Source organism: Bradyrhizobium sp. SZCCT0148 (assembly GCF_018129985.1).
In the GTDB taxonomy this organism is placed as follows: Bacteria; Pseudomonadota; Alphaproteobacteria; order Rhizobiales; family Xanthobacteraceae; genus Bradyrhizobium; species Bradyrhizobium japonicum_H.
In genome coordinates this window covers 1-13,684 of sequence record NZ_JAFCKT010000014.1, presented here as the reverse complement: position 1 = coordinate 13,684, position 13,684 = coordinate 1, and the positions used below count along the sequence as shown (strand labels likewise).

The window sequence follows — 13,684 nt, the reverse complement described above, 5'->3', positions numbered from 1 at the left end:
GGCCTCACAGCGTGAGATTTTCAGACGGCAGGCCCAGCGCCACCCGTCCATAGTTCGTGCCGGCCGCATCGAAATTGAATGCGAGATGTGAGTTGATCGCGTGCGCATCGCGGAATTGCCGCTGCAACACGCCGGTCGTGAACAGACCGCGCGCGCCGCTCGCGGCAAACAGCATCGAAACCGCATCCGTGCACAAATTCACCGAGAAAGATCCGTCGCGCCGATAGCGGGTCTTGGTCGCCATGTCAGGGATGTGACCGCGCCGCGCCTCCTCCATGGCATCGAGGCAGGCCGACCGCATGATCAGGCGCGCGGCGTCAATCTTCGCCGAGGCCTCCGCGATCTTGATCTGGGTGCTCTGGAAATCGCTCAGCTTGGCGCGATTGTAGGTCGAAATACGGTGACGTGCGACCTCTGTGTAATCGTCGAGGCACGCTTGCGCATTCCCCAGCGCGACGCCGGAGAGGACGTATGGGAATAGCGAGAATACGGGCAGCGCATAGAGCGGATTTGGATTGACCGTGCTTCCCGGCGTCGGGCCGCCTGAGAGATCACCGACGCCGACCGTCATGTGGTCAGCCACAAAGGCATCCCTGACCTCCACGTCGCAGGACCCCGTCCCGCGCAGTCCCGCGACATTCCAGGTGTCCAGCACCTTGTAATCGGCCTTTGGCAGCAGAAAAATCCGATACTCGATACCGTCCGCCTCGTCGTCGGAGTAGACCACGCTTGCAAGCATGTTCCATTCGCAGGAGGCCACGCCGGACGAGAACGGCCAGCTGCCGTGCAGTTGGTATCCGCCCGCGACTCGCGTGGCGCGTCCGGCAGGAAAAATGAACGAGGACGCGATCAGCGCGTCGGGATCACGACCCCAGACCAGATCCTGCGCCCTCGGCTCGAACATGCCGAGCATCCAATGATGGCTTGCCAGATTGGCGAGATTCCAGGCGACCGACGCATCCGCCTGTCCGAGCAGTTCAGCGCAGTCGACAAGAGCGACATAGTCGAGCTCGGCGCCGCCAATCCGTGCCGGTTGGAGCATCCGGAACAGGCCGGCCTCATGGAGATCCGTCTCGGTTTCCGACGGGAGATGCCGCAACTCCTCCGTTCGCACCGCCCGCTCTCGTAGTCGCGGCACGAGGGCCCGGGCTTTTGCGATCATTGCCGCATAGGCGCTTTCGCCGGCTTCCGGCCCGGTGGGCCGCCCCATGCTCGGCTTTCGACCAGGCGCCATTCGTGTCCCTCACTTTCGTATATTTATGCGGCCGGCCCTTCACCAAATCAAGTCAATGCAGCCCGCGCCACAATTCCATCGCTTCCGATGCCGCGCGATGCCGGTTGCCTGGGGACCGACCGCGCCGGCTTAGACCGGCGTCGAGGGCTTACCCGAGCCAAAGACGCCCTTCCGGGTCAACTCGGAGATCCGACGCTCGTCATAACCAAGCATGCTGCGCAGGACGTTCTCGGTATGCTCACCTAGCAGAGGGGCTGCAACGGGATCGATCGTGCCGGTCAGGCCCATGGTAATCGGCGGCTCGATGTTCGGCACCCATTCCGCTGTAGGGTGCGGAATGCGGCTCAAGCGATGGCGCTCGCGAGCCTCCGGCGCATTGAATCCCTCCTCCACCGTCCGGAGATAGCCGACCGGAATATTGGCCTGCTTCATCTTGGACATCCAGTTCTCGAGCGTATCGCCGGCAAAGACCTCTGCGATGGCTGCGCGCAAAAGCTCCTTGTTATCGGAGCGGGCCTTGCGCGTGGCAAACTCCGGATCGTTGATGAGATCCGGGCGGTTGAACACTTCAACCACGAGCCGGCGATAGAGCCGATCGTTGGCGCAGGCCATGTAAAGCGGCCCGTCCGAAGCTTCATAGACGCCGACGGTGGGAGACCCGCTCGGTGAGTTGCCGAACCGGCCGGGATTTTCGCCATTGATGAGATACGCCATGCCGTAGAAGCCGGTCATCCCCATCGCAACGTCGAACAAGGCGACTTCGACGCGCTGCCCGCGGCCGAGCCGGTCCCGCGCCAACAGCGCCAGCAGGATGGCGTTACAGGCAGACATCCCCGTCGCCATGTCCACGATCGGCGGGCCAGTACGAACCGCCGGCCCGTCGGCAAATCCATTGAGCGACATGAAGCCGCTCTCCGCCTGCGTGATGGGATCGAAGCCGGGGCGCGAGGCGAACGGCCCGGAGCGCCCGTAGGCGGAGATCGAGCAATAGACCAGGCGGGGATTGAGCGGGGCGACCGCCTCATAGTCGAGCCCAAACTTCTTCATGACGCCGCTCGAGAAATTCTCCACGACCACATCCGCCTTGCGGATCAGATCTAGCGCGATCTCGCGGGCTTCCGGTACGGCAAGATCGAGCGCGATGCCGCGCTTGTTGCGGTTCAGGCTGAGATAGGCGGCGCTTTCGCCGCCAATTTCTGCGTGCTCGTAGGCGCGGGTATCGTCACCACCATCGGGATTTTCGATCTTGATGACGTGCGCGCCAAAATCTGCAAGCGTCTGCGTGCAGGCCGGGCCGGCGACGACGCGCGTGAAATCGATGACCAGCAGGCCGTCGAGCGCACTCGGCGCGTCCGTCGCTCGCGGCGAACGTTCCGGCAATTGAGGCTTGGTCGGCATCTCTGGCGCTCCCTTTACATCGGCTTATGGCCGCCGAATTTCCCGCAAGAGCGAACTTAAAGCCCGGCGCCGCCAACTTCGCAAGGGTCTCGCTCGCGCGCCTGAAACGCAAAAACGCCCGGCAGCTGCTGAGCTGCCGGGCCGTTGATATTTGAGCGTATGGAGGCTGCGCGCATCTTGCGCAGCGACTCTAACTGGAGAAGGTCACGTTAGCCTGAGAAGATCACGTTCCACATCACGGGAAACTACGCCTCTTGCTCAACGCAGCCACTTGCCCGATCCGCGTCCGCCGTAGACGCCCTTGTAGCGCGCAGGTTTCAGCAGCGGCTCGAAGATCTTCGCCGTCGGAATTTTCAGGATGGACAATGGCTACGCTCGCTCGCCTCAGGACAGGCGCGATGCGCCTGCGCCTCATCGCGGACCGATTCTCTCGCTCGCCCCTTGCCCGCTTTCTCCACGAACAACAAACGGAATATCCGCACCTCAGGCCGTCGGGCCGGCATCGCCCGCGACGGCATCGTCCGGACGCACGATGACACGCTCGACCCGGTGGACCCATTCCGGCGTGCCGTCTTCGCCGCCCTCGATCGGCTGCGCGGCCTTGGCCCATCCGCGATCGAGGATGGCGTTGGCCGCGGAAAGGCGCACGGCCGGCGTGGCCTCGTCGCTGCGCATGATGCCGACCAGCACCCTGAGAGCCGTCCTGGTATGGCTGCGCGCCAGCGAGCGGATCTCGGTCAGCGTTCGTGCCCGCGACGTCTTCCGGACCGCGGGCTTGGGGGACGGCTCGCTTGCGAGCTCGCCTTCGACTTGCTCGTTCACGACAGCGTCTCCCACAGCACGATTGCGATCAGGCCCGCGAGCGCGAGCGACATCAGATAGGCGGTCATCATCCCTCCATGCGAACAAAATGCGCGGCAGATCGCGCCAGGCGAGGCGCGATCGTTTCGGGCGCGAACCCTATCTCCGTGTCGTCCGGAGACCGCAGCGGCGGGGGCCAATGGGCCCTGCGCCGCGGGCCGGCACGTTCGCGCGTGCACGGCCGGCAATGGTTCGGACGGCGGCGCGCCGATCGGCGCTCCAGGTTTGACGAGTGCGTGGCCGCAATGCGCCGCCGCCGTCCGATTGCGAAACCGAGACGAAAAAACCCGCGGCGGATGTGCTCCGCGCGGGTGAACCGAACTCGTCTCGATGATGTCATCATGCCGGTGTTTTGCCCGACGTGTCAAAGCCCCGTTGAAATGAAACAGCCCGCCGCGGATATTCCCCGCACGGGCTGAGCCAGACGTCTTTCGATGATGTCATTCTGCCGGTGTTTTGCCCGACGAGTCAAACGAACGAACGTGCCCGGCCGGCGTTGGTCGATCAGGAGGACCGCGATGATGAGCCCGACACATCGAGAGATAGCGCACGGCGATGACAAGCCGCGCAGCGACGGGAAGCGTGGCGTGCAGGAGGCGACCATCGAGGACGCCGCCGAAACCGGGGACAGCGGCCGCGACCTCGTGCACGGCGAGGGCGGCACCATCGAGCTGCCCACCAGGCCCGGCGATTTGTCGAGGGACGACTAGGCTATCCGGAACTTGCCCGTCGAGCGGAGCGTTGAGTTCTTGCTGATAGGAAGTCTGCTGCGATGACCCACACAGTCCTGGTTGTTGACGACGACCCCGGCGTGCTCGACGTGATGGTGGACATGCTGGAGGACCTCGGCTGCAACGTGGTGAAAGCCCGAAGCGGCCCCGATGCACTCGAGCAGCTCGCGCAGAACCGGAACATCTCCATCCTCATCACCGACATCAACATGCCGGGCATGGATGGCCATGAGCTGGCCGAGCTGGCGCGGCGCGCGCGCCCGGAGCTGAAGGTGCTGCAGGTGTCGGGGCGCGAACCCCGGCGCGACGGCCTGCCGATGATCCGCAAGCCGTTCTCGTTCGAGGAACTCGTCGCCGTCATGGAGCGAACCACCGGCATTGGCTGACCGCGCACCGCAAAACAAAACCCGCAGCGGGCGGCTCCCGCGCGGGTGAAATCGAACTGTTCCGATGCTGCCACTATGCCGGTGTTTTGCCCGACGCGTCAACGTGGCGAACGCGGGAAAAGCAACCCCTCCTCCCAACTCGATATGTGGTGCGCAACGGGCTTGCTTCAAGTCCCGGCCTCTGCCGTAGAACCCCCGGCCCAACACCAAGCCGAGGGGTCAACATGCCTGTCCTGCTTCCGACGTCCCGTTCCCGCCGTCAGTCACAGCAGGCCGACGCGGGGAACCAGGTGCCGCGCGACCATGCCGTGGTGATCGCCGGCGGCGGCCCGACCGGACTGATGCTGGCCGCGGAACTCGCGCTCGCAAAGATCGACGTCGCCATCCTCGAGCGGCGCGCGAGCCAGGATCTCGTCGGCACGCGCGCCGGCGGGTTGCATGCCCGCAGCATCGAGATCCTCGATCAGCGCGGCGTCGCCGATCGCTTCCTGCGCGACGGACAGATCGTCCAGCTCGCAGGCTTTGCCTGGACGCGGCTCGACATCAGCGACCTCCCCACAAGGCACGCTTACGGGCTGGCCCTGCGGCAGAGCCGCATCGAGCGCATCCTGGCGGACTGGGCCGAAGAGCTCGGGGTGCCGATCTATCGCAACGTCGAGGTCACGAGCTTCGAACGAGACGAAACCGGCATCGACGTGATGCTCTCCAGCGGTGTGACCTTGCGCGCAGACTATCTCGTCGGCTGCGACGGCGGCCGCAGCCGGGTGCGCAAGGCGGCCGGCATCGATTTCCCCGGCAGCTCGCCGACGCTCAGCAACCTCATGGCCGAGGTCGAGATGCGCGAGGCGCCGCAGCTCGGCCTGCGCCACGATGCGCTCGGCTTTCACGGCCTGAGCATGACCGAGAGCGGCCGCGTGCTGGTCGTGCTGACGGAAGCAACGCTGGCGCGCGCCGGCGAGCCCTCCTTGCGCGATCTCGGCGAGGCCCTCGTCGCGGTCTACGGCACCGACTTCGGCGTGAACAATCCCGCCTGGATCTCCCGCTTCACCGATGCGGCGCGGCAGGCGGTGTCCTATCGCAAGGGCCGCGTGCTGCTCGCCGGCGATGCCGCGCATATCCATCACTCCGTCGGCGGGCAAGGCCTCAACCTCGGTGTGCAGGACGCCGTCAATCTCGGCTGGAAGCTGGCGCAGGTGGTCAAGCGCCTCTCGCCGGACAGCCTGCTCGACAGCTACCACGCCGAGCGCCATCCGGTGGCCGCGCGCGTGCTGAAAACCACCATGGCGCAGATCGCCCTGCTCCGCCGCGGCGATGACGGCCGCAAGGCCGCGCGCGAGGTGATCGCCGACCTGCTCGCCATCGACGAGGCACGCCGGCGCGTCGGCGCGATGATGAGCGGCCTCGACATCGCCTACGATCTCGGCGACGGCCACACGCTGCTGGGACGGCGCATGCCCGATCTCGATCTGACGATCGACGGCCAGGCGCGAAGACTGTTCACGCTGCTGCATGGCGCGCGGGGCGTGCTGATCGATTTCGGCAAGCGGGGCGGCACTGACGTAACGCCGTGGGCCAATCGGATCGATGTCGTCAATGTCCGCACCGATGGCCCCTGGGAGCTTCCGGTGATCGGACAGGTCACCGCGCCAAGGGCCGTGCTGGTGCGGCCTGACGGGTACGTGGCCTGGGTGGGCGACGAGAGCCAATGCGCGCTCGATGCTGCGTTGACGCGGTGGTTCGGACCGGGACGGCCGTAGGGCGCGCGCGCATATTCCAAATGTGCCGGGCGCCAAAAACAGTCTTCAGAAGGACAGTGCGTTTGGTGGCGGATCGAACCTGTCAATCTTACGGTTGCCCTGCCAAAGCTCTACCGAAAGACCTTGCCAAAGTCATTGAGGGAAGCTCCCCAAAGGCTTCGCGATAGTCTCTTGCAAAATGCCCAAGGTTCGAAAACCCGCATTGCAATGCGACGTTCGTCACTGACATCGTCTCGGTGGGAGATCGCAGCTGCTCCCTGGCATTTTTCAGTCGCACCATTTTTAGATAAGCGAAGGGCGTATATCCACGATGACGCTTGAAGGTTGCAAAGATGGTTCGCGCCCCCACGCCCGTGGCATTGGCTAGATGTTCGACGGAGATTGGAAGTTGCCAATGCGCGTCGATATACTCCTCGACGAGCCGGACATGGCGTACAGCGCCCTCGCGCGGGCTCCTCTGCAAAGCGTCGCTGAATGAATTCGGCACGGCCTTGAGGAATGCGACCAGCAGAAGCTCGTCGAATTGCTCCAGCAAAAAGTGCGGTAAATGAACGGAAGAGTTTGCCATCTCGCTGGCCACGAAACGGATCAGGTTTTTGAGCCCGTTGAGGTGGTCGTTCTCGATCGCTTGCACGAATTCAATCGAGCCTCGCGGCCTGGCACCAATTAACGCTGCGAGCCTTCGCTCCAATGCATCCTGCTCTGCGCGAATCAGGATCTGCTGGTAGCCGCTGCCAAATTCGAGGCGGCATAGACGCCCGGCTGGAATGACGCAGGGCCGCGCTGCATTTACCTCAAAAGACCGGCCGGCAATTGTCGTCCGCGCATTGCCCGAAAACGCAAATTGCAATCTGACAAAGCCGGCCTCCGGAAACTCTGCCATCGCGGGCGCGCCATAGCCGCACATCACCAGCGAGACCGATCCCAGATGTGCGACAGCCGAGCGGCCAAGAAAGTCCGGGGATTTGGCGGCCTCGAAACGCTGAGCTCCGTATCGGGTTATCATGGTCTCGCGCATGACCGCTTCGTCGTGCGTGTCGACGATTGGAAACTGGTTGAGCGCCACTGCTGTTGTCTGCATTCGGAAACCTCACAGAATGGTGCTTCAAGGGCCATCCCGGTATGGGGATGCATCTAATCTAAGTGACGCTGCACTCCTTGAGTAGTCGATTCGCTCGTTTAACCCCCTCAGTAGGGCCCGGTAGCGACGCACCGTCCCGAACCAGCTCCGGCTAGTCGACTGAGGCGAAAATGATCTTGATGCCAGCGGCAGGGACCTCCCTTACAAGTTGTGATACAGAGCAAATACACCTTCTTGGGGGAATTCAGCCTATCGGGTTTCTCATTTCCGTCAGCACGGATTGGCAGGTTCTCCGTGCGTCCGCCAATGTGAGCCATTATCTGGAAGTCGACCCGAACGAAATCATTGGGAGTCCTGTCGATCGGGCCCTCAATGCCGACCTTTTGCACGATATCCGCGGCCGTCTGCAGACCGTGGCCGGTACGGGAATTGTCGAACGCTTGTTTGGACAGACCTTGAAAGCTGATGGGCCGCTGTTCGACGTCGCGGTTCATATCAGCGGAAGAGAAACGGTCCTTGAGTTCGAACCCGCAACCGGATTGCGACATGCGCCGCTCAGTGTGCTGCGGTCCATGCTGGCGCGGGTCGAGCACCAAACAAACCCGCAGTCGATCTACCGCGAAGCGGCGCGACAAATCCGCGCACTGACGGGCTTCGACCGCGTCATGGTCTATCGTTTTAGTGAGGACGGCACCGGCGAGGTGGTGGCGGAATCGGCCGCGAGCGGCCTGCCTTCATTTCTTGGCTTGCGGTATCCGGCATCGGATATCCCGGTTCAGGCGCGCGCCCTGTATCGCAGAAACTATCTGCGCATCATTGCCGACGTCGATGCCGAGCCAGTGCTTTTGTTGCCTGCAGCGGTGCCCGGGACAGATCAACTCGATCTCTCAATGAGCAGCCTGCGAAGCGTCTCGCCAATTCACCTGGAATATCTCCGCAATATGGGCGTCCGTGCCTCAATGTCGATCTCGATCCTGCTACGCGGAGAACTTTGGGGGCTAATCGCTTGCCACCATCGCGAACCGATCAGCGTTGACCTCGAGGTTCGCTCGACGGCCGAACTATTCGGACAGATGTTTTCCTATATGCTGGAATCGAGAGAGCGCGAGGACGAGGCCGCCTTCGAACGGAGAACCCGTGTAGTCCACGACCAGATTGCCGCCGCCTTCGCTGCGCCTGACGGTTCGCTTCGAAATATTCCCGAATTCCTTACCGGAATGTCGGACTACATTCCATCAGACGGCGTCGGGATTTATATCGACGGGCATATCAGCCTGAGCGGGGTTACGCCGACTCGTGAGGAATTTCTGCAACTTGTTCGCTTCTTGAACCGGACCGCTTCCGGGAGGGTATTCGCGACGAATTGCATCAGCGACGCATTTCCGCCCGCAGCTGACTATCCGATGAGGGCCGCCGGCGTTCTATCAATTCCAATATCCCGCATTCCCCGCGATTATGTGGTATTTTTTCGCCGGGAGGTCGCCAAGACCGTCACTTGGGCGGGCGAGCCGACCAAGCCGGAGATCGTGGGACCTCATGGCGTTCGCCTGACCCCTCGCAAAAGTTTCGAAGCCTGGCGTCAATTGGTTCAGAACCAATCCGAAAATTGGCGCGCGAGAGAAATAAGCGCAGCGGAGGCCCTGCGCGCGACCTTGATAGAGCTCGTGTTGCGTATAACGGATTCCGCGCAATCTCGCAGGGCCGCGGCCGAACAAAGCCAGGATATCCTCATCGCCGAGCTGAATCATCGTGTTCGCAATATCCTGGGCTTGGTGCGCGGCCTGGTCTCCCAGAGCGCGGCCGCGGCGACCGATATTAGGCACTTCGTTGAAAGTGTCGACCATCGTGTTCGGTCGCTGGCGCGCGCACATGACATCCTGACCTCCAGCGACTGGAAGTCGAATTCCCTTCATGCGCTGTTGCGAGCGGAAATCGAAACTTACGGGAAGTTCGAAGGGCAGGTCGTCCTGCACGGTCCGGACGTGCTGCTGCAGCCGCGTGCTTTCACCCCCATCACTCTCGTTGTTCATGAACTCGTTACCAACGCTCGCAAGTACGGCGCATTATCTACGCTTGCCGGCCGGATCACCGTGACCACCTCGCAGGACGATTTGAGCAACGTCATTGTAGCTTGGTGCGAAACGGGAGGGCCGATGGTCTCTTCGCCCACGCGCCGAGGGTTTGGCTCGACGATCCTTGAGCAAATCATTCCCTTCGAACTGAACGGTTCGAGCAGTCCCCGTTTTTTGCCCGCGGGATACTGCCTCGATTTGGTCCTTCCCGCCTCCATTGCTCACTGTGTGCTTGAGACCGAGCAAGCGTCTTCGGGCGGCCGCGTCGATCAGGATGTCGCTGTCGACCGGATGGCGTTCGCGCCGCTCCTCAAGAGCTGTCTTCTGGTGGAAGATAACCTTTTCATCGCCATCGATGCCGAGGATATGCTTCGAAGCCTCGGCGCCGAAATCATCGTTATCGCCAAATCTGTGGCTGAAGCGTTGGCGCAGTTGGATCGGCTGCAGTTTACCTTCGCTTTGCTGGATATCAATTTAGGCGCAGAAAACAGTCTTCCTATCGCCCGACAGCTTCAGAGTCTCGGCCTGTCGTTTGCATTCGGCACCGGTTATAGCAAGGGCATGGCGCTGGGCGAGGCGTATGCCACGGTACCTGTGGTCGCAAAGCCATACCACCGGTCGAGAATGGTCGCGGCGCTGACGCAGCTGATGGGTCCAAGTCAATCGGCTGACGATGTAGGCGAAGCGCGGCAATGAACCCGGCATCGCCTTCGTCGACAGAAACCCTGAAGTCCAAGCCGGCTTCTGCCCATGAGCAGCTGAGATCGAGCACGGATGCGATGCATCGGCTGATCGAAAGCCAACTCAATCTGGCTTCCTTGCGGCATCCTAGGGCTTATCGAGCATTTCTGCTGTCGAACTGGCCTGTGGTCTCGATCGAAACTGCGCTCGAGCGTGCTGGAATTAGGCAAGTTCTGCCAGACTGGGAAGCACGATCGCGGCGCGAGTGCTTGGTGGCCGACCTCAGACACTACGGCATCTCGTCGCCGGATATCTTCCGGCTGGACATTCCGCCCGACCGCGGCACTCTCCTTGGCTGGAGTTACGTCCTGGAGGGGAGCCGTCTCGGTGCCGGCGTGATCTTGCAAGAACTCAGCAAATCCACTGAGAACGCTCGACAAGGAACGGCATTTCTTCGTCACGGCTCCCGCGAACCTCTCTGGCGGAGTTTCAAATCGTCGCTGTCGGCAATCGACGAAGACGCGTCCGCGATCTCAAGGGCCTGCGTTGCTGCAAACCTCGCGTTTCGCTGCTTTTTGCATGGCGCACGTACGACCAGCGCAACAAACTACCTTTCCGGAGCTGGCGGCTTGAATTTTGGTCAAAGCTCTCTTCACCGGGAGGGCTCTGCATGGGAAAACGACGCCGAATAAAGCATAGCGTTACTTTCGAAGAACGTATCGCAAGCGAGGCGCGTCGCTTGAAGGCTGCTGCTGAACTACTGCCCCCCGGACAATCGCGCGACGAATTATTGAAGAAGGCGTCGCAGGCCGAAGCGGCCCTGGAGATGATTCACTTGCTGAAACCGGTCTCATCAGAGTAGCCAGGACGAGTCGGCAATTCGCGTCTTGCGGCGCGAGGGCCACATACCGAGGCAACATCGGAGCGATCGCAACAGGGTGGTAGCCCAGCAGCCAATTCTGGGATTTGTCCGCTACGGGTCAGAAGCAACCCTTGACCGAAGGCTCAGCGCTTCTATCTTCACGTTGTCGCCAGGATGTACCGGCGCGGTAGCTGTGCGGCCTGACGGGCACGTGGCTTGGGTCGGGTGACAGCCAGCATCGACTCGAGGATGCGTCGACGCGGTGGTTCGGGCCGGGCGGGCCGTACTGCGTGCACATATTTGAAATATGCCGGGAGCCATTGATGCGCAGATCAAAGCTCGTTGAGTTACTTCCCCGCTGCACGTTCTAGTTTGCAAACCCGGTGAAACAAGTAGTTCAGAGCATCGCTATGCCATTTACCGATAGGGTTCTTAGATGTTTCTTTGGATATTTCATTCATCAATTATACGCCTGATCGCTGAATTTTTTATTGCGTTTCAATCGGCGCGTTTGATGCAAGCAACGACAACTGAGTTCGCACAGACCAAAGCATTGTCACTAGCGAGCTATCGGCAAGTATGAACCGCGCGGCCGCAGAAGCCGCGCTAATAACAAACCGCACCTAACCGCAGCAGTTTCTGGTAGCCGCAATCATGCCGAATGTTATCAGGCTTTTTGCCACGAGGGAGACGCCGCCGGAACGTCTCGCGCATCCCGCCGTGCGCAAGCTCCAATCGATTGCTCAATCAGTATCGACTATGGACATGTCAACCCTTCAGACTCCTGACGGATTGATGCGAGCGGCGTGGACGTTGGATTTGGCAAATCAATGTATTCGGATAATCCTAGCTGATTTTCGCGGTGATCCAGAGGTGGATCATCTTATTGAGATCGCCGGCAGGTTGACCGCATCAATCAAGCAGGTCTGCGTGAACATAAAAAAATTGGACTCCGATGGCATTTGAAATAACCTCGGTCGCTGATCTTTTCACCTATACCTTCGCCCTCGCCAACGAGTCCGCCGGCGGTTGCTGGACTTTCCGCTTCGGGTCAATCGCGACGGTCGTGCCGGGTTTAAGTTAGGTCCGGTCTACCCCTGACCACCGACAGATCCTCGGCCGTGGACTGAGGCAAGAAGTAAAGCAGCTCACCCCCGATCACGAAAGGGACCTTCGGGACGGCACTTAAGCTCCCAATGGGTGTTCTCGCCGACGTTTTCATACGTCCACTCGATTTCGACGCTCTTGGTCAGCCGATCGATCCGGCCAGAGATGGTCGGCTTCCCACTCGCATATTGGCTGCTGAACCCGACAAGCAAGGGAGTAATCTTCGTGATCGGCAGGATCTTATCCTGGAACGACACTGTTTGATCGACGTCGCTCACAATGATGCTGAGATTGGAGAGGGGAGTAAATTCCAGTTCCGCTCCGGGCTCACCCACCAACCTACTCGTTCCAGTGCAGCGTAAAGTTAATTTTGAGCTTTGCTGCTGCGCATCGACGGACTGCATCGATGCAAGCAACAAGAACACGCATGCCAGTCTCATCGACGATAGGCCTCGTTGCTATGTCAAATGCTGTCTTCATGGGCTGGCATCATAGCTGCCGAGAACTACCGCCGCAAAGGTCCGCTACGGGTCAGAAGCAGCCCTCGACCGATGGCTCACTTGGGTCGGCTAAGGGCTCACAAGCAGTAAAGCTCGTCCAAAAAACAAGCCCGCGGGGTCCCGTGCGCTTGTTTCGGTATCACCCAGAGACGCGGCCCAGTACCCGAATGTTGCGCCGGTCCTCCTCGGGAGCCACGTTACTCGGGGATGGCACTCCCGGAACGAACGTCTCGGGCTTGTACGCGAGCGCGTCTGCAATCCATTGGGGCCATGTCGCTTCGGGATTCGGCTCCGCACGCACTTGAAGCAGCCTTTGAAGTATGTCGCTCATGCCTGCTCCTGCGACTGCAACCAAAGTTCTTCGTGGGAGGCATCGTCACCGTGTACCGCCCCCAGGCTTCCGAGAACGCTGACCGGCATTCGTTGCACGCTCTCCTCGATATGCGCTTCCATCTTCACGTTGTCGCGGGGATGCACGATCACCCGCTCGATGCGGTGAACGAATTCCAGCGGCTTGCCGTCCTCGCCTGCAACTGGCTGTAGCGGCATGCCCCAGCCCCGATCGAAAACGACGGCAACCGCCGCGACACGTGCATGGGCGGGCGCTTTCTCGTCGCGCATGATCTGCACCAGAGTCCTCATGCCGAGCGCGGTATGCGTCCGCGCCAAGGATTTGATTTCGGTCAACGTCCGCTGCTTCAGGGCACGGCGAGCAGCTGCTCTTGCGAGAGCGTTCTGGGAAAGTAAGTTGGTCTTTGCCGGTTCGGTCATTTGGAATCCCTGTTGCGTACAATCCAATTCGTCACTTGCATCGGGACGCAAAAAACCCGCGGCGGATTAAAACCGGCGCGGGCGCAAAACAAGTTCGTCTCGATGATGCTATTCTGCCGGTGTTTTGCCCGACGTGTCAAACAAGCTTCGGTGGGGAGGACTAGGACGTGGACTCAAACCGCACCCATAGGCGGGTTGCGGCTAACAATACGGCGGCCAGGAAATTGCGAGCGGTCTTGTCGT

13 protein-coding genes and 1 pseudogene are annotated in these 13,684 nt (G+C 61.2%); 7 read left to right on the top strand and 7 right to left on the bottom strand.

All coding sequences use genetic code 11. The features are described from left to right. Positions 1-4 precede the first annotated feature (4 nt). The 4 genes and pseudogenes from JQ580_RS28425 to JQ580_RS28410 form a co-directional block, all read right to left on the bottom strand. Entirely contained in the window at positions 5-1,234 is a 1,230-nt protein-coding gene (locus JQ580_RS28425; RefSeq protein WP_212283838.1) for an acyl-CoA dehydrogenase family protein, read from the bottom strand. 129 nt (positions 1,235-1,363) lie between these two features. Further along, positions 1,364-2,632 (bottom strand): CaiB/BaiF CoA transferase family protein, encoded by a 1,269-nt coding sequence (locus tag JQ580_RS28420; RefSeq protein ID WP_212283836.1) that lies wholly within the window; start codon positions 2,630-2,632, stop codon positions 1,364-1,366. Between the two features lie 270 nt (positions 2,633-2,902). Then, positions 2,903-2,998: pseudogene (locus tag JQ580_RS34380) on the bottom strand (PBSX family phage terminase large subunit); the annotation flags it as partial. Between the two features lie 117 nt (positions 2,999-3,115). Then, positions 3,116-3,454 carry a hypothetical protein gene (locus JQ580_RS28410; RefSeq protein ID WP_212283834.1) on the bottom strand — a complete coding sequence of 113 codons (339 nt, stop codon included), beginning with the start codon at positions 3,452-3,454 and terminating at the stop codon, positions 3,116-3,118. Between the two features lie 557 nt (positions 3,455-4,011). Between JQ580_RS28410 and JQ580_RS28405 the strand changes: the two genes are divergently transcribed. The 3 genes from JQ580_RS28405 to JQ580_RS28395 all read left to right on the top strand — a co-directional run bounded on the left by JQ580_RS28405 (position 4,012) and on the right by JQ580_RS28395 (position 6,367). Then, a complete protein-coding gene (locus JQ580_RS28405) occupies positions 4,012-4,203 on the top strand; it encodes a hypothetical protein (protein WP_249134499.1) in 192 nt (63 codons plus the stop codon). A 62-nt stretch (positions 4,204-4,265) separates the two neighbouring features. Then, positions 4,266-4,610, top strand: a complete 345-nt coding sequence (locus tag JQ580_RS28400) for a response regulator (protein ID WP_212283832.1) — start codon at positions 4,266-4,268, stop codon at positions 4,608-4,610. 224 nt (positions 4,611-4,834) lie between these two features. Beyond that, on the top strand, positions 4,835-6,367 hold the full coding sequence (locus JQ580_RS28395; RefSeq protein ID WP_212283830.1) for an FAD-dependent monooxygenase: 1,533 nt from the start codon (positions 4,835-4,837) through the stop codon (positions 6,365-6,367). Positions 6,368-6,455: 88 nt separating this feature from the next. Here JQ580_RS28395 and JQ580_RS28390 read toward each other — a convergent pair whose 3' ends face one another. Beyond that, positions 6,456-7,448, bottom strand: coding sequence for an AraC family transcriptional regulator (locus tag JQ580_RS28390; protein ID WP_212283828.1), 993 nt, complete (start codon positions 7,446-7,448; stop codon positions 6,456-6,458). A gap of 170 nt (positions 7,449-7,618) precedes the next feature. Here JQ580_RS28390 and JQ580_RS28385 point away from each other — a divergent pair, with 170 nt between their 5' ends. The 4 genes from JQ580_RS28385 to JQ580_RS28370 all read left to right on the top strand — a co-directional run bounded on the left by JQ580_RS28385 (position 7,619) and on the right by JQ580_RS28370 (position 12,029). Continuing rightward, complete coding sequence (locus JQ580_RS28385) at positions 7,619-10,216, top strand: HWE histidine kinase domain-containing protein (protein WP_212283826.1); 2,598 nt, start codon at positions 7,619-7,621, stop codon at positions 10,214-10,216. Next, positions 10,213-10,893: a biliverdin-producing heme oxygenase gene (locus JQ580_RS28380; RefSeq protein WP_212283824.1), complete on the top strand. Its 681-nt coding sequence runs from the start codon at positions 10,213-10,215 to the stop codon at positions 10,891-10,893. The genes JQ580_RS28385 and JQ580_RS28380 overlap by 4 nt, the downstream gene beginning before the upstream one ends. Next, a complete protein-coding gene (locus JQ580_RS28375) occupies positions 10,872-11,063 on the top strand; it encodes a hypothetical protein (protein ID WP_212283822.1) in 192 nt (63 codons plus the stop codon). The genes JQ580_RS28380 and JQ580_RS28375 overlap by 22 nt, the downstream gene beginning before the upstream one ends. A gap of 654 nt (positions 11,064-11,717) precedes the next feature. After that, positions 11,718-12,029: a hypothetical protein gene (locus JQ580_RS28370; RefSeq protein WP_212283820.1), complete on the top strand. Its 312-nt coding sequence runs from the start codon at positions 11,718-11,720 to the stop codon at positions 12,027-12,029. Positions 12,030-12,211: 182 nt separating this feature from the next. Here JQ580_RS28370 and JQ580_RS28365 read toward each other — a convergent pair whose 3' ends face one another. Together JQ580_RS28365 and JQ580_RS28360 are read right to left on the bottom strand one after the other, a co-directional pair. Continuing rightward, on the bottom strand, positions 12,212-12,595 hold the full coding sequence (locus tag JQ580_RS28365) for a hypothetical protein (RefSeq protein ID WP_212283818.1): 384 nt from the start codon (positions 12,593-12,595) through the stop codon (positions 12,212-12,214). A gap of 402 nt (positions 12,596-12,997) precedes the next feature. Next, positions 12,998-13,441, bottom strand: a complete 444-nt coding sequence (locus JQ580_RS28360) for a hypothetical protein (protein WP_212283816.1) — start codon at positions 13,439-13,441, stop codon at positions 12,998-13,000. Between the last annotated feature and the right edge of the window lie 243 nt (positions 13,442-13,684).